Origin of the sequence: Flagellimonas maritima (assembly GCF_003269425.1) — a bacterium.
Lineage (GTDB): Bacteria > Bacteroidota > Bacteroidia > Flavobacteriales > Flavobacteriaceae > Flagellimonas > Flagellimonas maritima.
Genome location: NZ_CP030104.1, coordinates 1,063,943 through 1,086,413, shown reverse-complemented (window position 1 = coordinate 1,086,413; position 22,471 = coordinate 1,063,943). Strand labels below are relative to the sequence as shown.

The following is a 22,471-nucleotide window of genomic DNA, read 5'->3' as shown; positions in this document are numbered from 1 at the left end:
ATACTTTTGTCACTTCAAAATCCATTGCATGCCAAAGAATTTAGTTATTGTTGAGTCCCCAGCAAAAGCAAAGACCATAGAACGTTTTTTAGGAAAAGATTACCAAGTTGAATCAAGTTTTGGTCACATTGCCGATCTTCCGTCCAAAGAACTTGGTGTTGATGTAGAAAATAACTTTAAACCAAAATATACGGTCGACAAGGATAAAAGGGCCTTGGTCAAAAAGTTGAAAGATTTAGCCAAAAAAGCAGATACAATATGGTTGGCAAGTGATGAGGACCGAGAAGGTGAGGCCATATCTTGGCACCTTGCAGAAGAATTAGGGTTGGATAAGAGCAAGACAAAACGTATCGTTTTCAACTCCATTACCAAATCGGCAATTCAAAATGCGATTGATAATCCTCGGGAAATCAATTATAACTTGGTCAATGCGCAGCAAGCAAGAAGAGTTCTGGACAGATTAGTGGGCTATGAATTATCTCCCGTACTATGGAAAAAGATAAAACCGGGTCTTTCTGCGGGTAGGGTACAGTCAGTTTCAGTTCGTTTGATAGTTGAACGCGAAAGGGATATTGAAGCTTTTACGCCAGAAGCATCTTTTAAGATTCAGGCAGAGTTCAGCACTTCAAACGGAAATACTTTTTCTGCAAAATTGAACAAAACCTTTCCTAACAAAGAAGCGGCACATACTTTTTTAAAACAAAATATTGGAGCGAATTTTTCAGTCGCCAGCTTGGACAAAAAACCTGCTAAAAAATCTCCTGCTGCTCCTTTTACAACTTCTACGCTTCAACAGGAAGCTTCAAGAAAATTATATTTTTCTGTAGGACGGACAATGCAGGTAGCACAGCGATTGTACGAAGCCGGTCTTATCACATATATGAGGACCGATAGCGTAAATTTATCAAAAGAAGCACTAACTGCGGCAAAAGACGCCATTGTACACAATTATGGAGAGTCCTATAGCAAAGTGAGAAATTATACTGGAAAATCCAAGGGAGCGCAAGAGGCGCATGAAGCAATTCGACCTACAGATATGAAATTGAATGCACCGTCTCTGGAGCGCGATCAATCCAAACTGTACGAACTTATTTGGAAACGAACCCTCGCCTCTCAAATGAGTGATGCCGAATTGGAACGCACCAACGTGAAAATAAAGGCAAGTTCCCATAACGAAGAGTTTTCTGCAAATGGCGAAGTCGTGAAATTCGATGGGTTTTTGAAAGTATATCTGGAAGGTACTGATGAGGAAGATAAAACAGAAGAACAAGAGGGAATGCTTCCAGCAATGAAAATTGGAGAAACCTTGCGAAATAATTTTATTACGGCAACAGAACGTTTTTCGAGACCTCCATACCGTTACACCGAAGCATCCTTGGTTAAAAAGTTGGAAGAACTTGGAATTGGTAGACCTTCTACGTATGCTCCCACAATATCCACTATTCAAAATCGTGGTTACGTGGAAAAAGGTACGGTCGAAGGTACAGAACGCAACTATACGCAACTACTGCTCGAAGATGACAAACTGGAGGAAAAGAAACTATCTGAAATGGTGGGCTCCGACAAAGGTAAACTAGTGCCTACGGATATTGGTATGATTGTAAACGATTTTTTGGTCGATCATTTTACAACCATATTGGATTACAATTTTACGGCCAAGGTTGAAGAGGATTTTGATGAAATAGCCGCTGGAGAAGAAGATTGGCAAAAGATGATGAAAGAGTTCTATGAAGATTTTCACCCCAACGTATTGGAGGTTGAAGAGAATGCGGAACGGGCAAGTGGTGAACGGGTATTGGGCACGGACCCAAAATCAGGGAGACAAGTAGCCGCAAGATTGGGGCGCTTTGGGCCAATGGTACAAATAGGTACTGTGGATGAAGAAGAAAAACCTCTCTTTGCAAGTTTGCTGCCAGACCAGTCTATTACAACTATTACTTTTGATGAGGCGATGAAATTATTTGAATTGCCAAAAAAACTAGGGGTTTATGAGGGGGAAGAAGTAGAGACCAATGTAGGTCGTTTTGGACCGTACGTAAGATTTGGCAAAAAGTTTATCTCATTGGACAAAGGGGAAAGTGCTTTTGATGTTGATATGGATAGGGCAATCGAGTTGATCAAGGCCAAACAGAAAGCCGATGCTCCAATTGCACATTATGAAGATAAAGAAGTTACTAAGGGCGTTGGTCGTTTTGGACCGTTCATCAAGTGGGATGGAATGTTTATAAACGTGAATAAAAAATACAATTTTGACAACCTTTCCAAATCGGACATAGTGGAGCTTATCGAAGCAAAAAAGATAAAAGAGGCAGAAAAGTTGATTCAAGAATGGCCAGAAGAAAAAATTCGTATTGAAAAAGCGCGATGGGGCAGACACAATATTATTAAAGGGAAAATTAAAGTGGAACTATCCAAAGATGTAGATGCCACCAAAATCTCTTTAAAAGAAGCACAGGCCCTGATAGAAAAAAAATCACCAAAGAAAAAAACCAAGGCCAAACCAAAGGCCAAGAAGTAATATGGCATTCGATTTTTTGGTTCCTATAAAAGATAAGGTATTGGCATTTTCTGAACTACTGCCACCACAGGCATTGGGAAAGAATATTTTTAAGCATACAGAAAAAAAGGGATTGCCCGTCTTTGCAAACGCTACGGTAGCAATTTTTGGAGTGCTGGAATCAAGAAATGCGTTTGAGAAAAAGCAAGAGAAATTGGATGTTGGCGAAATTCGCATTCAGTTGTACAAGCTAATGACAGGTAACTGGAATTCCACTATTCTGGATATTGGCGATGTTGAGGAAGGGGATACGGTAGCGGACACATACTTTGTGGTCAAAGAAATCGTTGCAGGACTTCTTGAAGAAAATATTATACCTATTATAATAGGAGGTACCCAAGATATTACTTTTCCAACATATCGAGCTTTCGATAAGATCAGGAATATGATCAATCTGGTATCGATTGATAGCCGTTTTGATTTTGGTAAAGAGGAGGAATTGATTTCTTCAAGCTCTTACATGAGCAAAATCATCACGGACAAACCCAACAATCTTTTTAATTTTTCCAACATTGGCTATCAAAGTTACTTTAACGCCCAAGAAGAAGTGGATTTAATGGAGCGTCTTTTCTTTGATGCATATCGACTGGGTGATATAGCTGCCAATGTAAGCTTGGCAGAACCTGTTTTAAGAAGTGCGGATATAGTAAGTCTGGACTTAAGGGCAATACGTGCTGCAGAAATGGGATTGTACAAAAACTTTTCTCCAAACGGTTTTACGGGCAGAGAGATATGTGCCATAGCAAGGTATGCAGGTATCAGTGACAAAGTTTCACTGTTTGGTATATACGAAGGAGAGAACTCTATTCAGGCTTTTCAAATGATTGCTCAGATCATATGGTATTTTATTGAGGGGATTAGCTTTAGGATAAAAGAATTTCCTAGTTCCCAGAGTGAGGATTTTACCAAGTTTACCGTTCCAACCGATACGGAAGAACTTATATTCTACAAGAGCCATGTCACAGAACGTTGGTGGGTTGAGGTTCCAACAATTTTACCGGAACATACTAAAACAAATTCATCGGCGTTATTACCTTGCACTGAAGAGGACTATCTGGATGCTTGCAACCAGAACATTCCGGAAAGGTGGTTCAAGGCCTACAGAAAAGGACTTTAACAAAACAAATTAATTTTAGGCATTAATTGTATTTACACAATAATTTATTTAAAAAACAGTTTTGAGAATAGTGAATTTGTGTTACACAGTTTATAATCTTAAATCGAAAATTTAACCTAAAGTATGAGAAAGCTATTCTTTTCATCTATAGCACTTGTTTTTTTACTCACCAGTTGCGGTTCAAAATCAAGGTCAAAAGGTGAACTAGTCGGAGCCAAAGGAAAAAAATGGTATCCAGAGAAACCCTACGGAATGGAACTGATTCCCCGCGGCTCCTATGTAATGGGTAAGGCTGAAGAGGATCAGGCAAAAGTATTGAATGCTCCCACGAGAACAGTTACCGTACGTTCATTTTACATGGATGATACGGAAATCACGAATAGTGAGTACAGGCAGTTCGTTGAGTGGGTAAAAGATTCCATAGCCAGAACCAAGTTGGCCATTCTTGCTGATGAACTGGGTATTGGCCCAGAAGATGAAGGTATTGGGGAGTATTCTTTCAAGGACACCGATACAACCAAAATTTCAGTGTATGATAAATATATGCTCGATAATTATGCAGGTTTAGGCGAGACTGGATACGAAGGTAGGGCATTGAACAAAGATGTTGATTTGGTTTGGGATACTTCGGAATACCCAGATGAATATTATTCCGAGGTAATGGATTCATTATACATTCCTGAAGAGGAAAGTTATAATGGCCAGAGAACTATTGATGTTACCCAACTCAAGTACAAATATAATTGGATGGATATTGAATCCGCTGCAAGAGCTAAAACTGCAAGGAGAAAAGATTTTATCAAACATGAAGAGTTGGAGATATATCCAGATACAACAGTTTGGATTCGCGACTTTGAATATTCCTATAACGAACCTATGCACAATGATTATTTTTGGCATGATGCATATAGTGATTACCCAGTAGTAGGCGTAAACTGGCAGCAAGCCAAAGCGTTCTGCTCCTGGAGAACCAAGTTCAAGAACGATGATCAGAAAAGTCGTGGAAAACAATTTGTAAATCAATTTAGGCTGCCTACCGAAGCAGAATGGGAATATGCAGCAAGAGGAGGTATTGAAGGAGGTACGTACCCATGGGGTGGACCTTATGTTATAAGTGATACAGGTTGTTTTATGGCCAATTTTAAACCACAACGTGGAGATTATGCAGCAGATGCAGCACTCTACACCGTTGAGGCAAAATCATTTGAGCCAAACGATTACAATCTATATAATATGGCCGGTAATGTATCTGAGTGGACTAGTTCCAGTTTTGACCAAGGTGCTTACGAATACTTATCGACCATGAACCCAAACATAGGTTCGAGTGAAAATAAAAGAAAGGTTATCCGTGGAGGATCATGGAAAGACGTTGCTTACTTCTTACAAGTAAGTACCAGGGACTATGAATATCAAGATTCCGCAAGAAGTTACATCGGGTTCCGAACCGTTCAAGATTATATGGGTGAAGAGGATTCCACTAGGGGGCAAGGTCTTCCTAACTAAATTATTAAAAGAGAGAGAACATTACTTAGATCAGTAACCAAATACTTATTTATATAACTTAATTAAAACTAGAATTATGGCACAGTCAAAATCAACAAAAAAACTGTTTAACATGGCCTACGGGCTTGGAGCATCGGTAGTAATTATTGGTGCATTATTTAAAATCCTTCACTGGGAATTCGGACCACTGACCGGTGGACTACTGCTTGCTGTCGGACTTATTACTGAAGCATTAATATTCGCTATTAGTGCATTTGAACCGGTAGACGATGAGTACGATTGGTCTTTGGTTTATCCAGAATTGAACAATGGTCAATCCAAGGGGAATAAGAATGATGCTCAGCAAGCACAAGAAGCTGAAGGTCTTCTTTCCAGAAAACTGGATGAACTTCTTAAAGAAGCTAATATCGATTCCAAATTATTTACAAGTTTGGGCGATAGCATCAAGAATTTTGAAGGAGCTGCTAAAGGAATTGCTCCTACTACAGATGCAATTCAGCATACAAAAAAGTATTCTGAGGAACTGTCTCATGCTGCAGCTCAAATGGAATCTTTGAACAGCTTGTACAAAGTACAGTTGGAGAGTGCAAGCAGACAAGCTTCTATTAATGAAGAGGTAGTACAGAATGCTGGTGCTTTAAAAGACCAAATGGAATCTTTGGCCACCAACCTTTCTTCTTTAAACGGAGTTTACGGTGGTATGCTATCTGCCATGAGCAAAAACTAATTAGGGTGTTGATTAATATACCAAACCCCAAATCAAATTAATTATTAATTCTAATTAGAGAAAAACATGGCATCAGGAAAACAAACACCACGTCAGAAGATGATCAACCTTATGTATTTGATCTTCATCGCGATGTTGGCCTTAAATATGAGCAAGGAAGTTCTTGCGGCGTTCGGGATAATGAACGAAAAACTTGAAACTTCCAATATTAAGACTACAGAAAGTAACGATAACTTTTTGGCGAGTCTTGAAACAAAAGCCGGAGAAGACGAAGTCAAATACGGTGAGTTATATCAAAATGCACAACAGATAAAAAGTTTATCTCAAGAGTATTTTGATTATTTGGAGTCCCTTAAAAAGGGTATGACCGAAAATCTGGAAGATGCTAAGGATTATGCAAGAATGGATAATTCTGATTATTTGGACCAGAAACTTTTTCAAGGAGATAATTTGTCTTCTGAAGGAAAAGAATTTATGAAGAGAATTACCGAGTATAGAACCCAAGTTGCTGCAATTGCACCACCATCTTTAAAAGGTGCTATAAATACACGTTTTAAAACAGGAGGTGAAGATGGCAAAGTGGAAAAAAGAGATGGTACAAGACAAGATTGGATCAATTATCATTATGAGGGTTATCCCTTGGTAGCTTCTTTGGCCAAATTGACCGCTCTTCAAGCAGATGTTAAAGCTACTGAAGAAGATGCGTTAAAATCAATGTTGGAAGGTGAACTTACCGAACAAGTTTCATTGACAAACTTTGCTACATCTTTACTTGCATCCAAATCCGCTTTTTATAACGGTGATAAATACGATGGTAAAATCATTATTAGCAAAACAGATAAAACTTCAACACCGGTTAAAGCCGAGTTGACCTTGGACGGTAGAAAACTGACCGAAGGAAAAGACTATAAGTTGGAAGCTGGTGGTGTCCAAATGTTGATTGGAGCCGGTAGTCCTGGAGACCATGAGATTGTTGGTACTATGTACTTTATGCAAGACGGAGAAGAAATTCCGGTAGAAGTTAAAAATTCTTTTGCTACAATTTCTAAGCCTAATGCAGCAGTAATTGCAGCTGACAAAATGAATGTCGTCTATAGAGGGGTTGCCAACCCCATGACCATATCCATTCCTGGAATTCCAGATAATAAAGTATCTGCATCTGCGCCTGGTCTTACCAGAAGAGCTGGAAGTAAATACATTATGAATCCAGGAAAAGGTAGGGAAGTTACCATTAGTGCTTCGGGAGTTTTACCCGATGGACAGAGAATCAGTACGCCTGCAACCTTCCGTATCAAGGATATTCCAAGACCGGGCGGTACAGTACGTGGTGAAGCAGGTAGCGTTAAAATGCCAAGGAAAAACCTTGAAATTTCTACCGTGGGAGCTATGTTGGAAGACTTTGACTTTGATTTGAACCTTGCGGTTAGCGGATTCAAATTCAAAGTGCCGGGTCAACCTACCATCGTAGTAAACGGAAATAAATTGGATGGAAGAGCTAAATCTGCTTTAAAAAGAGCGAAGCGTGGTGAAGCTGTTCAGATATTTGATATCAAAGCCTACATTTCAAACAACAAGACCTATAAATTAAAGAAAGTGTCTCCAGTTGTTGTAGAGCTTACAAACTAAAAAAGTATACAGATTATCATGAATTGGAAAAATGTATTTTTAATTGGAGCTTTAAGTTTGGTACCAATCTCAATGATGGCACAAGCAAACATTCTGAATGCTAAATTGCCGGAGGACATAGGTAAAAAAACCGAAGCCCAAATAGAACAGGACAATGACGCCCCATTGAAATATGGATATACAGATGATAGAGATATTCTCTGGTCCAAAACAGTATGGGAGGTAATTGACTTGGATGAGCGTGTAAATTTTCCTTTATACTACCCCACTGATACTATAGGTATTGGAGCGGACAGAAGGTCTTTGTACCACGTTTTGATGAAGAATATCAAAAATGGTAGATTGACCGAAGTATATACGGATTCTTACTTTACTGAAAAGCGAAAGTTTGAAGATTTGAACGCTACATTGAGCAAAGTGGATACCACGGACCTGGGATACGAACAAATCAATGCTGGAGAACAAATTTCTGCTGAGTTTATTAACCAGAGAGATTTGACAGCTGCAGATATTGAAGAGTATCGCATTAAAGGAATATGGTATTTTGATAAGCGTCAGGGAGAACTTAAATACCGTTTGTTGGGTATTGCACCGGTAGCTCCAGACGTAAACTTTATCGATGACGAGTCCGTTGACCCTGGAGAGAATAAGGTTGAGCTGTTTTGGGTATGGTATCCAGCGGCAAGGCAAGTGTTGCATGAAGCAAAAGTCTATAACCAACGTAACTCTGCGCGCCCAATTACTTATGATATGCTATTGAACGCAAGACGATTTAACGGCGTAATCTATAAGGAGGATAACGTTCACGGAGACCGCGAAATCGATGATTACGTTTTTGATAATGCACTGTTTCAACTATTGGAGGCCAAAAGAATCAAAGAGGTCATTCGAGATAGGGAGCAGGATATGTGGGCTTATTAATAGACCCATCTTTGAAAACTGTGTAACAGTAAGTAAAATTAGATGGTTAAATTAATACCGATGAAAATCGGGATCTCATAAATACGCAGTACTAATTTTCCAATTCAATTCATATAGACGCCGCACATTTGTGCGGCGTTCTTATTTACTTCCAATTGGGTCTATTCTAAAGTACGGTTAAGAATTGCCAGGTTACATACCCCTCTCTTCAAGTTTGATTTCTATTTTTGCAAAATGGTTGACTACTTAGTTATTGGTCTTGGGTTGGCAGGGGTTTCATTTTGTGAAACTCTTGAAAATCACGGTAAATCCTTTAAAGTGATTTCAAATCAATCCCAACAAGCATCACTTGTAGCAGGGGGTTTGTACAACCCCGTTATTCTGAAAAGATTTACCATGGCATGGAATGGAAAGTCGCAAATGGAATCAGCCATACCTTTTTACAGCGGATTGGAACAAAAACTCAATGTGAAATTGGATTACAAAATCCCCGTATTGCGTAGGTTTACGTCTGTTAAGGAACAAAACCTTTGGTTTGAGGCTACGGACCGTCCAGATTTAAATTATTTTCTTTCTACAAAAATTCTTGAAAACAAAAATCCAAACATTGATGCTCCCTTTGGTTTTGGAGAAGTAAAATATACCGGTAGAGTCGATACTGGAAAACTACTCGATTCCTATAAGGCATATTTAGAAAAAAAAATGTGTTTGCAGAATGAATCTTTTGATTTTTCTGAATTATTGATTACAGATAAAAGTTTATCATACAAATCAACCAAAGCAAGGAAAATAGTCTTTGCAGAAGGTTATGGCTTAAAGAATAATCCCTTCTTCAATTATCTGCCGTTAAATGGGACAAAAGGAGAGCTTTTGACCATAAAATCCCCTAAGCTGAAAGAGGATAGTGTTATCAAATCATCAGTTTTCATTATCCCTTTGGGAAATGATTTATATCGTATAGGAGCGACCTACAAGTGGAAGGATAAGACCAACACGCCCACACAAGAATCTAAAAATGAGTTGTTGGAGAAATTGGGCAAATTTTTAAAATGTGATTTTGAAGTCGTACAGCACGTAGCGGGAATTCGTCCCACGGTGGCGGACAGAAGACCGTTGGTAGGTCTACATCCAGAACATAAGAATGTATTTGTACTCAACGGTTTTGGTTCCAGAGGTGTTCTTATAGCTCCAGATGCATCAACACAATTGTTAAATTTTATCGAGGAAGGCAAAGAGCTTGCCCAAGAGATAAACATTCAGAGATTCACTGAAAAATACTATTCCAATTGACCTTGAACGGCCTGCGGTTCGTACTTTATAAAAAGGTTTATCCAAATATTTCGGGATAAGCGAATAATGACGGGCATAAAAACAATCATCGTAATAACAATGGCAATAAAGGCACTTACCAAAGAGGCTCCCACCATTAAATAGGTAATAACAAAAGCTGCAACTGCAAAAGCAATTCCCACCCCATAACTAACATACATGGAACCGTAAAAAAAAGAAGGTTCAATTTTATATTTGGTTCCACAGTGCGAGCAACGCTCATGCATTTTAAAAATTTGTGTCAGCGCATAAGGATTTTTATTGATATACATGCTTTCTTCATGACACTTGGGGCAACTTCCTGTTAAAATGCTGTAGAGTTTGTTTCCTTTTTTTAACATTTGCAACAATTTTTACAAAGGTACTTATTCGTCCCACATTGTTCAGTAATACAAGTCATATAAAATGCTAAATATTCACAACCTTTCTGTCGCCTTCGGTGGCGAATATCTTTTTGAGGAAATCTCGTTTCGCTTAAACGCAGGGGATAGGGTTGGTCTCATTGGCAAGAACGGCGCAGGAAAATCCACGTTGTTAAAATTGCTCTCCAAAGAAATGGCACTTGATTCCGGGACAATAGCCATGGAAAAGGATATTAATATCGGATTTCTGAAACAGGACATAGATTTTGAACAAGGAAGAACAGTACTGGAAGAATCCTATCGTGCATTTTATGAAATAAAACGTTTAGAGGAAAAGCAGAATGAAATAAACCATGAGTTGGCCGAACGGACAGATTATGAAAGTGAGGCTTACAACCAGTTGATGATAGATCTTACGGATATTACCCATCGCTATGAAATATTGGGAGGATATAATTATCAAGGCGAAACCGAGAAAGTGCTCTTGGGACTTGGTTTTAAAAGAAGTGATTTTGATAAAGTGACCGACACTTTTTCAGGGGGTTGGCGTATGCGAATAGAACTGGCAAAACTTCTATTGCAAAATAACGATGTGTTGCTTTTGGATGAGCCCACAAACCATTTGGATATAGAATCCATTATTTGGTTGGAGCAGTTCTTAAAGAATTATTCGGGAGCCGTGGTCATAGTTTCACATGATAAAATGTTTTTGGACAATGTCACCAATCGCACCATAGAAATATCACTGGGAAGAATCTATGATTATAATAAACCCTATTCAAAATTTCTTGTATTGCGCAAAGAGATAAAGGACCAACAATTAAGTGCACAGAAAAACCAAGAAAAACAAATTCAACAAACAGAAAAACTAATTGAAAAGTTTAGGGCAAAAGCTTCAAAGGCTTCTATGGCTCAATCCTTAATAAAAAAGCTGGATAAGCTTGACCGTATTGAAGTAGATGAGGATGATAACAGTGTTATGAACCTTCGATTTCCAGTATCCCTGACGCCAGGCAAGGTTATTGCTGAACTTGATAATCTTTCAAAAAGCTACGGTAAAAACCAAGTACTTGAAGGTATTGATCTTTTAGTGGAACGGGGAAGTAAAACAGCGTTTGTAGGTCAAAATGGTCAGGGAAAGACAACTTTAGCAAAAATCATGGTCGGGGAACTGGACTATGATGGAGTTCTAAAAATGGGTCATAATGTGCAGATTGGTTATTTTGCACAGAACCAGGCGGAGTATTTGGATGGAAACAAAACTATTCTTGATACAATGATCGATTCAGCCAACGAAAAAAACAGAAGCAAGGTTAGGGACATATTGGGTTCTTTCTTATTTCGTGGTGATGACGTAGATAAATATGTAAAAGTATTGTCGGGCGGGGAACGTAACCGGTTGGCATTGGCAAAGATGTTGCTGCAACCGTTCAATGTATTGGTCATGGACGAGCCTACCAATCATTTGGACATTAAATCCAAGAACGTGCTCAAACAAGCAATGCAGCGTTTTGAAGGAACATTGATTTTAGTTTCTCATGACCGTGATTTTCTTCAGGGGCTAACGGATAGAGTCTATGAGTTTAAGGATGGTAACATTAAGGAATATTTAGGCGACATAGATTTTTATCTGGAACAACGAAAGGCCGATGATTTTAGGAAAATTGAAAAAGGAGACAAAAAAGGCGCAATCAAAGAAAAGGCTGTAAAACAGAATGATTATAAAGCACAGAAAGAGATAAAATCCCTGAGAAATAGGTTAAGCGGTGTGGAAAGAAGAATTTCACAGTTAGAGAAAGAAATTTCAGAAATTGACCATAATATGTTACTGGATTACGATACTACTATTTCTAAAACTAATTTTTTTGATGACTACCAGGGCAAAAAGAATTCTTTAGAATCTTTAATGGAGGATTGGGAAAAAATATCCAATGACCTTGAGCGGTTAAGTTAGTTTCTCATATGTTCACAACAGTTTTTATCACTTTCACAACACATTTCACACATTTCACCCCATAAATTTGTAAGATTTTACCTTCTTTGCTTTATTTGTAGGTAAATTCTGAATACTTAAACACCAAAACCATGTTTAGACTAGCTACTTTCTATTTTACATTATTGTTTACAGTAATACAAGTGTATTCAAACACGGGAATCTCAAAAAAGGAAAAAGAGGCGCTCATTGACCTTTTTGAAAGTACCAATGGCGAAAAATGGACCACTCCATGGAATATTGATGAACCTGTACACCAATGGAAGGGCATCGAAATCAAGAACAATCACGTAGTAAAGATAAATTTGTTTAGAAATAATCTTGAAGGTGTAATCCCAAAAAGTATTGCAAAGTTAAAAAACCTAACACACCTAAATCTTGCCTTTAATAATATAGCAGGCGTGTTGCCAGAAGATATCGTAAAATTGGAAAAACTTGTAGTGTTGCGATTGGAGATGAATAGAATAAAAGGTTCATTACCTGAAAATGTTGGACTCCTAAAGAATTTGGAGGTATTTTCCATGTTCAATAATTTTTTGAGCGGCTCAATACCATCAACTTTTGGAGAATTAAAAAACCTGAGAGAGCTCAACCTATCGAGTAATACATTAAAAGGCAAAATTCCAAATTCAATAGGCAACTTAACAAATTTAGAAGCTCTGGGACTTTTTGAAAATAATTTGGAAGGATCTATACCAATGGAAGTAGGCCAATTGGGCCAGTTAAAAGAATTGGTATTGGCAAACAATCAATTGGGAGGTGAAATACCTTCAGAATTCAGTCAATTGGCAAGTTTAAAAATTCTTCAAATACAAAATAATAGATTTAATTCTTACAAAGGCCTTAATGAGATGGATACAAAACAATTTTTGGTATTTGATTCCGACGAAAGGGCATTGAACCCAAAATTCAACGAGGTGCAATTACAGCGTACAAGAATGGCGGATACAAAATTTGAAGATGTTGAAGAAAATGAGTAGTTAGTTATACTTTAGTTTGTTTGGTTTGGGGATACAGGCGTGTATCCCCAATTTTTTTGCAACATAGTCAAAAAACAAACATTTTATGAAATTTTTAACCGTCGTAATACTGTAACAGAATAGATTTGCAATAGCAAATCCAACTACATAGATGCGTAAAATTTTACTTTCCATTTTGGGAATCCTTTTAATAGTGATTTCCATTTTCGCAGCAAGACAGATTATCAACAATAAAAAAAGGCCTAAATCAAGAGTTGAGCGCTCGGTCAAAACGGTATTTGTGGATACCGTACAGAACAAAACTGTTCCTATAGTAATCGAATCCAACGGAAACCTTTTGGCTAAAAGAAGGGTCGAACTCTATTCAGAAGTACAGGGAGTACTTAAATCCAGTTACAAACTTTTCAAGACAGGTCAGCGCTTTAAAAGAGGCCAAAGTCTTCTTCGTATCGATGACTCTGAGTATTATTCATCGGTAAAAGCACAAAAAAGTAATTTTTATAACCTTTTGGCGTCAACAATACCCGATTTGAATCTTGACTTTCCAGAAATCGCACCAAAATGGCAAGATTATCTCAACCAGGTAAGTGTTGACAAAGCATTGCCAAGTTTACCGGAGATGGCTTCAGACAAAGAAAATTATTTCATAAATGGAAGAGGTATAATTTCCAATTACCATACAATCAAAAATTTAGAGAACCGCTTATCAAAATACAACATTAGGGCTCCGTTTGATGGTATTCTTACTCAAGCCTTGGTAAATGAAGGAACTTTGGTCAGAAATGGTCAAAAGTTGGGAGAATTTATTGATCCAAGTATCTACGAATTGGAAGTGGCCATTTCAAAAACTTATGGATATCTTTTAAAGGAGGGTGGACAGGTAACCTTGAGTAATCTTGAAGGTACACAAAAATGGACCGGTGATGTGGTTAGAATCAATGGCAGGGTAAATCCAGAAACACAAACTGTAAGTGCTTTTATAGAAGTAAAATCCGAAGATTTAAAAGAAGGAATGTACCTCAATGCTTCCTTGATGGCAAAGGAAGAAAGCGAGGCTATCGAGATACCAAGAAAACTAATGCTGGACAACAATGAAGTATTTGTGGTAAAGGATTCCCTATTGGCCGTGCAAAAAGTAAATCCTGTTTATTTTTCAGAAAAGAAAGTAGTTCTCAAAGGTTTGGCAGATGGAACTGTACTACTTTCCGAGCCTGTTCCCGGGGCTTACCCAGGAATGCTGGTCCGTATTGCTGAAATAGAAAACGCCACGGATAGCACCAGTACTGAAACCAAAAAAGGTTCAGCCCCATGAAAAAAGTAATTGAATATTTTATTAAATACGGGGTTGCTGTAAACGTAATCATCATTGCATTTCTAATATTTGGGATAATAGGAGCATCAAGATTGCGTTCGTCCTTCTTTCCGTTGGTCGACTCAAAAATAATAACGGTCAACGTTAACTATCCCGGTGCCGCACCACAAGAAATAGAAGAAGGAATAGTAATCAAAATCGAGGACAATCTTAAAGGGATTGAAGGTATCGATCGGGTCACATCCACTTCACGCGAGAATGGTGGCAATATAACTGTTGAAATCCTAAAAGGATACGATATTGATTTTATGCTATTGGAAGTAAAGAATGCGGTAGATCAAGTACCTACATTTCCAACCGGTATGGAGCCATTGATAGTGGGCAAACAAGAAGCTATTAGAGAGACCATAAGTTTTACCGTGAGCGGGGAGAATGTTTCCTTGGCCACTTTAAAAAGTATAGCAAGGGATGTTGAGGACGATCTTCGTGGTTTTGATGGAATTTCCCAAGTTGAAATAACAGGCTTTCCGGAAGAGGAAATAGAAATTGCCGTGCGCGAGCTGGATCTATTGGCATACAATCTAAGCTTCAATGAGGTTGCCCAATCAATTTCCAGTAACAATCTTTTGCTGACCGGGGGAAATATTAAAACGGATTCCGAAGAATATCTGATCAGGGTCAATAACCGTTCATACTATGGAGATGCGTTGAACAACATCATTCTAAAAGCACAACCCAATGGTAACAAAATACGTTTAGGGGATGTTGCTACGGTTCGTGATAGATTTTCCGAAACTCCAAATGCTTCTTATTTCAATGGAAATCTTTCCGTAAACATCACAATAAGCAATACCAATAGCGAGGATTTGATTCCTACCGCTGATAAGGTCAATGAATATATTGGGCAGTTTAACGAAAAATACAATAACATTCGATTGGATGTAGTGTCGGACTCTTCCATAACCTTAAAGCAAAGAACAAAATTACTTTCTGAAAATGCAGCCGTAGGAATTATACTGGTTTTGGCTTTTCTATCCATATTCTTAAATTCCCGCTTGGCTTTTTGGGTCGCTTTTGGTTTGCCCATCTCTTTTTTGGGGATGTTCATATTTGCAGGTTCTTTCGATGTCACCATAAATGTACTTTCCCTCTTTGGGATGATAATTGTCATTGGTATTTTGGTGGATGATGGTATTGTTATAGCAGAGAATATATACCAACATTACGAAAAAGGGAAGTCCCCAGTAGACGCTGCAGTGGATGGTACCCTTGAGGTTATGCCTGCTATTCTTTCCGCTATTCTTACAACAATTTTGGCGTTTTCTACTTTTCTCTTTTTAGATAGTAGAATCGGGGAATTTTTTGCAGAAGTTTCTACAGTTGTAATTATCACATTGGTAGTTTCACTCTTTGAAGCGTTAATAATATTGCCAGCCCACGTTGCACATTCCAAGGCATTGGTAAGGATGAAAGAAGGAGAGAAGGAAGCGAAGAATGGAGTACAGCGATTTTTCGCAAAAATGAGAACGATCAACACGTACGGAGACCGTATAATGGAATATATGCGTGATAACTGGTATGCACCTACATTAAAGTTTTTTTTGAGAAATAAAATATTCGGGTTTGCAATTTTTGCGATGTTCTTGATTCTTACAATAGGATCTATTGGTGGCGGCATCATCGGCACTACTATTTTTCCAAGCATTGCAAGTGACCGTGTATCCATTGATCTTTTAATGCCAGAAGGAACAAATCCACGTATAACGGATTCTATCATTACCATGGTTGAACAGAATGTCTGGAAAGTAAATGAAAAATTTTCTAAAAGGCAGTCGGGGAACAAGCAGGTAGTTGAAAATGTAATTAAAAGAGTTGGGCCAGGCACCAACAAGGCATCCTTAAGGGTAAATTTATTACCAGGCGAAGAACGTGATTTTGAATCTTTTTTAATAACGAACACCATACGGGATACAGTAGGTGGTGTTTATGGTGTTGAACGATTGACTTTTGGCTCTGGAGGAAACTTTGGGGGCAGTCCAATATCCATATCATTATTGAGCAATAATACCGATGAGCTCAAAGGTGCGAAAGATTTGTTACGGGCAGAACTCGAAAAAAACTCCTTATTAAAAGACGTAGTGGATACTGACCCGGAAGGGATAAAGGAAATAAGGCTTCAATTGAAAGAGAATGCATACGCCTTGGGGATGGATTTACAAAGTATAATATCTCAGGTTCGTTCTGGATTTTTTGGTTTTCAGGCCCAGCGTTTTCAGCGTGGTCAAGATGAGATAAAAGTTTGGGTCCGTTACACTGCAGAAAATAGATCGTCCATAGATAACTTGGATAATATGAGGATTATAACCCCAACAGGTAACAGAATACCCCTTTCAGAAATAGCGGATTATCATATAGAGCGCGGTGATGAGTCAATTCAACATTTAAATGGTGTTAGGGAGATTCGGGTGGAATCGGATTTAAAAGACCCCAATCAAAGTACAACCGATATTTTGGCGAATATCAGAAATAATATAGTTCCAGAAATACAGTCTCGATACTCTACAGTAAAAGTTTCATATGAAGGTCAAAACAGAGAGGCTTCTAAACTCTCAAATTCTGCAGGCCTTGTTTTTCCAGTAGTCATATTTTTGATTTATGCCGTAATAGCCTTTACCTTTAGAAGCTATAGCCAACCCTTACTATTGCTTTTAATGATACCCTTTAGTCTGATCGGTGTTGGCTGGGGACATTTCATTCACGGATTTCCAATCAACGTGCTTTCAGGATTGGGTATTATAGCATTAATTGGGATTATGGTGAATGATGGCTTGGTACTGATAGGAAAATTCAACAGCTATCTTAAAGGAGGGAGTAGCTATGCAGAAGCAATTCTAATGGCAGGTAAATCAAGATTCAGAGCTATATTTCTTACTTCCCTTACAACTGTGGCGGGCTTGGCACCACTTCTATTGGAAAAAAGTAGACAGGCACAATTTTTAAAGCCGATGGCCATATCAATTTCTTATGGAATAGTAATGGCAACTTTTTTGACCTTGTTAATGCTTCCGGTCCTGCTGTCCATAAGTAATAACATCAAAGTAGGATCAAAATGGCTGTTTACAGGAAAAAAAGTGGCGCCAAAAGAAGTTGAAAGGGCTGTAAAGGAACTAGAGGTAGAAAAACACGGGATTCATTAATGATTGAATTTTACCATGAAAATCTGAAAGTAACGGTCCACAAATTAAAAATTGATACTTCAAAAGCTATAGAAGAAGTTTTATAATGAAAAGTTTATTTTATCCATTACCCTTGATATTATTGTTTGGTGCAAATTTTTTGAATGCACAAGAGGAGTTACTCACCAAAGAGGAAGCAATCGATTTGGTGCTTGAAAACAATCTGGAGATACGTGTTGCAAGGAATACCCAGAAAATCGATGAGAACAATGCCAATATCTTAAATTCGGGTTATTTACCTACCGTTAGTGCAAATGCAGGCGGCAGCATAGATAAACAAGATACGGAAGGACAGTTGGCTAGTGGAGATACGCGTACAGCCGACGGTGCAGAAACGAGGCGTTATAATGCATCGGTCGATGTTAATTATGTTTTATTTGACGGTCTCAATAGACGCTACACCTATAAAAGCCTCCAAGAGCGCTCACAGCAATCTGAATTGGAAGTAAGGCAAACTATAGAGAACACTATAGTTCAACTCTTTACAGTTTACTATGAAGTAGCAAGACTTACGGAAAATACGAAGAACCTTGAAGAGGCACTTGAGATTTCAAAAGACAGGTTAAAACGATCGAGATATCAATTTCAATATGGCCAAAATACAGGGTTGGATGTATTGAATGCCGAAGTTGACATTAATACGGATAGTATAAACCTTTTAAACTCAAGACAAGAACTAAGAAACACAATGCGGGACCTGAACTTGGTTTTGAACAGGGAGCTTTCTAAGCAATTTCTTGCTGATACGACGGTTAGTTTTGTTCCCGGTCTTCAGATGGAAGAAATGCACAATGATGCAAAATTGAACAACATCCGCTTACAAATAGTTGAAAAAGGGATGAATATTACCGAGTACAATGTTAAAGCTGCAAAAAGCGTTTTTTTGCCAACGATCGGTTTAACGGGGACTTATGGTTGGAACGAATCAAGCAATAACAGTCCACTTGCATTTCTTATACAAAATACCTCTACAGGTGTAACGGGTGCGGTCAACCTCACATGGAATCTTTTCGATGGAGGTAGGGGAGTTACTGGAATAAAGAACGTAAAAATCAATTACGAAAACCAAGAACTTTTAAAAAAGCAAATAGAGCTTCAGGTGGAACGGGATATCCGAAATGCATGGGACAGTTACACCAATGCCTTATATGTATTGGAGGTTCAGGAAAAGAATTTGCAGACCAACCAGAACAATTTTAACCGGACTAATGAACGTTATAAGTTGGGTCAAGTGACTTCCATTGAATTTAGGCAAGCACAATTGAATCTGTTGAATGCAGAATTGGCACAAAGCCAAGCTAAATACAGTGCTAAATTGGCCGAGCTATTAATGCTCCAGATAAGTGGCCAATTACTGAATGTTGATTTTTAAGCTGGATTATGCTGGAACATTTTTTTCAATGCCCTTATTGCTGGGAAGAAATTTCTTTTTTGTTGGATACGTCAATTTCTCAGACTTATGTGGAGGATTGCGAGGTGTGCTGTAACCCCATTGAAGTTTCCACAGCTTTTCAAAACCAAGACTTAATTCAATTTGAAGCCAAAGAATTGGGGCAATAAATTCTGTATCTTTAAACATAACTCGGTTACTTTCTATGAAATTCCCCAAGCTGGTTTCACCTAAAATATTTCCAATTCTATTGGTGAATTTTATAGGCATTCTGGGCTATAGTATTGTAGTTCCCATTCTTATTTTTATAGTTACGGATATGGGCGGCAACGGTTTTATTTATGGAATCTTAGGAGCCATGTATCCCTTTTTTCAATTTATCGGCGCACCTATTTTAGGAAGACTCTCAGATAGAATCGGCAGAAAAAAGGTTCTGGTAATAAGCCAACTGGGAACATTTATGGCATGGACACTTTTCTTGCTCGCTTTTATTCTTCCTGAGACCGTATTATGGACACAAAGTACAGGTCTTACGGGTAGCTACATTATGACATTACCGTTGATCATTATTTTTATTGCCAGAATTTTTGATGGTTTTACGGGTGGGAACGTTTCTGTGGCCAACGCTTATTTATCAGACATTTCTACGGATGAGGATAGAAATTCCAATTTTGGAAAAATGGGGGCTTCGACCAGTTTAGGTTTTGTTCTTGGTCCTGCCTTTGCAGGAATTTTGGCCTCAACGATTCTAGGCGAAATACTGCCTTTGATTTTGGCAGCCCTAATTTCCTTGATTGCTATTTTTGTGATAAACACACAACTAAAAGAAAGTGTTCCCTGTGTTGTAAATACAGGTAAAATAAATTTTAAATCATTTCGAAGGTTTTTTCAGGTAGAACACAAGGATTGTTATCAAGAAGGCGAGTTGCAATCCAGTGCGCCAAACGTAGGATTAAAATCGATAGTAAAAATACCTGGGATACCTATCCTTTATTTGGTATATTTCCTCACTTTTCTTGGCTTCAGTCTCTTTTATGCGGGCTTGCCCATATATGCAAATACTATTTTGGATTGGTCTTCTACAGACTTGGGAATTTTTTTGGCTTACTCCAGCTTTATTATGGTTGTTGTGCAAGGGCCCGTTTTAACTAGATTGGAGGGTAAAATCAGTAATGAAAAGCTTATACTTATAGGTTCTTTAATATTGGCATTGTCCTTTTTTTTACTATCCTACGGAAACTTGGTAGTTCTATATATGGCCAATACGTTATTATCAATAGGCAATGGTTTAATGTGGCCCAGTTTTATGGCATTATTGTCAAGGGTGGGCACTGCATCCATGCAAGGGGCCATTCAGGGTTATGGAAACAGTATGGGCAGTATTGCCAGTATGTTCGGATTGATATTGGGTGGGATTCTATTTGAGTTTTTAGCTACGACCGTCTTTATAATTGGGGGCTGTATTTTTTTATTGATTACTATTTTTACTTGGTTCAATTCCATTAAACAACGCAAAGAAGTGAAACTGGCTACATAGTCACATTTAATTTGATTTATCGAAAAATCCGATTGATTGCATCGTTTACAGAATTTTTATAAAACCTCCCAATAGGCAATTCACGATTTAAAACAGTGACGTAATTCTTATTAAATGATTCAATTTTGGAGCATGAGATGACAAAAGACTTGTGTATTCTAAGAAATTTGGAATCCGATATATTCAAGATTGTTTTTTTTAAAGTGGTTTTACAGGAAATCATGCTATTTTTTAAATATACCTTAATATAGTTCCCTTGGGCCTCTATAAAATAGATGTCATCTTCTTCAACGGGAACGTTTCTTCTATTTTCATGGAAATAAACTACCTTTTTATTGAATTCTGGCGAAGTATGGATTTGCAATTTGTTCACTGCGCGAAAGAAACGTTCAAATTTTATAGGCTTTACCAGATAGTCAACAATATTTAGGTCGTAACCTTCCAAAGCGTACTGAGGGTATGCAGAAGTGACTATGACCTTGGGCGGGTTATAGAGTCCTTTAATAAAATCGAAACCTTTCATGCCTGGCAAATGAAGGTCCAGAAACAATAATTGAATATCGATTTTATTCAAAACCAATGAGGCTTCTATCGCTGTCACACTAATACCGTGCAGTTTTAGAAAGGGAATTTGCTCAATATAGTCTGTAAGCAATTCTGCCGCCAAAGGCTCATCCTCAACAATATGACATTTAATAACATTCATTCCGTGAGTTGAATTTTCATCAAGACTTTGTAAATACCATCTTTAGAAGAAGTTTCAAGAACATGGTCAGGATATTGGAGTTCTAATTGTCGTTTTAGGTTTTTTAGGCCTATGCCCTGTGTATTGTTTAAAGCGTTTTTGTCATATGTGTTGGAAACATTAAAAATAAGCTCCTTATGGTTTACCGTTAGCGCGATGTCAATTTTACTATCCTTCAAACTTTCACTTGCACCGTGCTTAAAAGCATTTTCGATTAAGGAATGCAATAGCATTGGAGGTAGTTCTCCAGTTATATCACCTTCCATGTCAAAATTTAGCTGAAGCCTTTTGCCATATCTCAATCTTTCCAATTCAATATAATCATTGATTAAGGCAATTTCATTGGTGAGTGGAACTTTTTCAAAAGTGGCGTCATAAAGTACATATTTCATCAAATTTGAAAGCTTCATAATTGCTTCTGAGGTAGTTTTCGATTTTTTTCTGGCAAGTACAAAAAGATTGTTCAGGGTGTTTAACAAAAAATGAGGATTTATCTGTTGTCGAAGCAACCTCAGTTCAGCTGTTGTTTTTTCCTTTTCAAGTTCCCGTTCCCGTTCTTTTGACAGTTTGTTCCTATGAATTGTGATAAGGGCAGTACCTATACCCGCAACAAAAAGGATATCTATAACAGCGGAGGATAAACGATTTAAAGATATAAAATTCAGTATGCTGGGGATGATTTCTAGATACGCAAACGGAAGTGCTACGTATAAAGCTAGTAGTTGATGTAATAATAAAGTAATCAGGAAGGCCCAGAAAAGTTTTAAGCATTTTGTAGCAGTACTTGATTTCTCTGGTAATAATTTATATACTACCCAATAGGTAAAAACGACTTTTGGAAATAGAATGCTGATCTGGGCTATTGAAGCAATTTTTAAAGCGCTCAAAAAAGTCAGATTTTCATATTTTGGATAAATCCATACGAATTCATGGTATATCTTGAACAAGAGATATACAGACCAAAACAGGATGTGCCAGTTCCTATATGAAAGGGAAACACGTTTCATTGAAAGCATAAAACTAAAAAAAGATATCTTACGCACAGCGTTGGGGGATATATGACTTGTGTAGGTGGGCAAAATGCAGATTTCCTTATTTTTTGGTTTTCTGCCTCCCAAACCAAGTTGTTGGTAATT

At 37.9% G+C, this 22,471-nt stretch carries 17 protein-coding genes; 14 read left to right on the top strand and 3 right to left on the bottom strand.

The window, feature by feature from the left end; translation table 11 throughout:
* Positions 1-28: 28 nt before the first annotated feature.
* The 7 genes from topA to HME9304_RS04720 all read left to right on the top strand — a co-directional run bounded on the left by topA (position 29) and on the right by HME9304_RS04720 (position 9,741).
* A complete protein-coding gene (gene topA, locus HME9304_RS04750) occupies positions 29-2,518 on the top strand; it encodes a type I DNA topoisomerase (RefSeq protein ID WP_112377491.1) in 2,490 nt (829 codons plus the stop codon).
* Between the two features lies 1 nt (position 2,519).
* Entirely contained in the window at positions 2,520-3,674 is a 1,155-nt protein-coding gene (locus HME9304_RS04745; protein ID WP_112377490.1) for a formimidoylglutamase, read from the top strand.
* Between the two features lie 123 nt (positions 3,675-3,797).
* Positions 3,798-5,177 (top strand): T9SS ring complex lipoprotein PorK/GldK, encoded by a 1,380-nt coding sequence (porK, locus tag HME9304_RS04740; protein ID WP_112377489.1) that lies wholly within the window; start codon positions 3,798-3,800, stop codon positions 5,175-5,177.
* A 76-nt stretch (positions 5,178-5,253) separates the two neighbouring features.
* The gene (gene porL / locus HME9304_RS04735) at positions 5,254-5,904 is read left to right on the top strand and encodes a type IX secretion system motor protein PorL/GldL (RefSeq protein ID WP_112377488.1); all 651 of its coding nucleotides are present in this window, start codon (positions 5,254-5,256) and stop codon (positions 5,902-5,904) included.
* Between the two features lie 66 nt (positions 5,905-5,970).
* Positions 5,971-7,530, top strand: a complete 1,560-nt coding sequence (porM, locus tag HME9304_RS04730; RefSeq protein ID WP_112377487.1) for a type IX secretion system motor protein PorM/GldM — start codon at positions 5,971-5,973, stop codon at positions 7,528-7,530.
* Between the two features lie 18 nt (positions 7,531-7,548).
* On the top strand, positions 7,549-8,451 hold the full coding sequence (gene porN / locus HME9304_RS04725) for a type IX secretion system ring subunit PorN/GldN (RefSeq protein ID WP_112377486.1): 903 nt from the start codon (positions 7,549-7,551) through the stop codon (positions 8,449-8,451).
* 234 nt (positions 8,452-8,685) lie between these two features.
* Complete coding sequence (locus HME9304_RS04720) at positions 8,686-9,741, top strand: NAD(P)/FAD-dependent oxidoreductase (protein ID WP_112377485.1); 1,056 nt, start codon at positions 8,686-8,688, stop codon at positions 9,739-9,741.
* Here the strand turns inward: HME9304_RS04720 and HME9304_RS04715 are convergent.
* Positions 9,729-10,121 carry a DUF983 domain-containing protein gene (locus HME9304_RS04715; protein ID WP_112377484.1) on the bottom strand — a complete coding sequence of 131 codons (393 nt, stop codon included), beginning with the start codon at positions 10,119-10,121 and terminating at the stop codon, positions 9,729-9,731. The genes HME9304_RS04720 and HME9304_RS04715 overlap by 13 nt on opposite strands.
* A 64-nt stretch (positions 10,122-10,185) precedes the next feature.
* On the opposite strand from HME9304_RS04715, the gene HME9304_RS04710 reads away from it, so the two are divergent.
* The 7 genes from HME9304_RS04710 to HME9304_RS04680 all read left to right on the top strand — a co-directional run bounded on the left by HME9304_RS04710 (position 10,186) and on the right by HME9304_RS04680 (position 20,590).
* Positions 10,186-12,096: an ABC-F family ATP-binding cassette domain-containing protein gene (locus HME9304_RS04710; RefSeq protein WP_112377483.1), complete on the top strand. Its 1,911-nt coding sequence runs from the start codon at positions 10,186-10,188 to the stop codon at positions 12,094-12,096.
* A gap of 131 nt (positions 12,097-12,227) precedes the next feature.
* Positions 12,228-13,115, top strand: coding sequence for a leucine-rich repeat domain-containing protein (locus tag HME9304_RS04705; RefSeq protein ID WP_112377482.1), 888 nt, complete (start codon positions 12,228-12,230; stop codon positions 13,113-13,115).
* A gap of 151 nt (positions 13,116-13,266) precedes the next feature.
* Complete coding sequence (locus HME9304_RS04700; RefSeq protein ID WP_112377481.1) at positions 13,267-14,427, top strand: efflux RND transporter periplasmic adaptor subunit; 1,161 nt, start codon at positions 13,267-13,269, stop codon at positions 14,425-14,427.
* Entirely contained in the window at positions 14,424-17,624 is a 3,201-nt protein-coding gene (locus HME9304_RS04695; RefSeq protein ID WP_112377480.1) for an efflux RND transporter permease subunit, read from the top strand. Before HME9304_RS04700 ends, HME9304_RS04695 begins: the two co-directional genes overlap by 4 nt.
* An 85-nt stretch (positions 17,625-17,709) precedes the next feature.
* Positions 17,710-19,035 (top strand): TolC family protein, encoded by a 1,326-nt coding sequence (locus tag HME9304_RS04690; RefSeq protein ID WP_112377479.1) that lies wholly within the window; start codon positions 17,710-17,712, stop codon positions 19,033-19,035.
* An 8-nt stretch (positions 19,036-19,043) separates the two neighbouring features.
* Positions 19,044-19,223, top strand: coding sequence for a zinc ribbon domain-containing protein (locus HME9304_RS04685; protein WP_112377478.1), 180 nt, complete (start codon positions 19,044-19,046; stop codon positions 19,221-19,223).
* 35 nt (positions 19,224-19,258) lie between these two features.
* Positions 19,259-20,590 (top strand): MFS transporter, encoded by a 1,332-nt coding sequence (locus HME9304_RS04680; protein ID WP_112377477.1) that lies wholly within the window; start codon positions 19,259-19,261, stop codon positions 20,588-20,590.
* Positions 20,591-20,606: 16 nt separating this feature from the next.
* Here the strand turns inward: HME9304_RS04680 and HME9304_RS04675 are convergent, their stop codons facing one another.
* Both HME9304_RS04675 and HME9304_RS04670 read right to left on the bottom strand, forming a co-directional pair.
* Positions 20,607-21,296, bottom strand: a complete 690-nt coding sequence (locus tag HME9304_RS04675) for a LytR/AlgR family response regulator transcription factor (protein WP_112377476.1) — start codon at positions 21,294-21,296, stop codon at positions 20,607-20,609.
* Positions 21,293-22,222 carry a sensor histidine kinase gene (locus HME9304_RS04670; protein ID WP_164674765.1) on the bottom strand — a complete coding sequence of 310 codons (930 nt, stop codon included), beginning with the start codon at positions 22,220-22,222 and terminating at the stop codon, positions 21,293-21,295. Before HME9304_RS04670 ends, HME9304_RS04675 begins: the two co-directional genes overlap by 4 nt.
* Positions 22,223-22,471 lie beyond the last annotated feature (249 nt).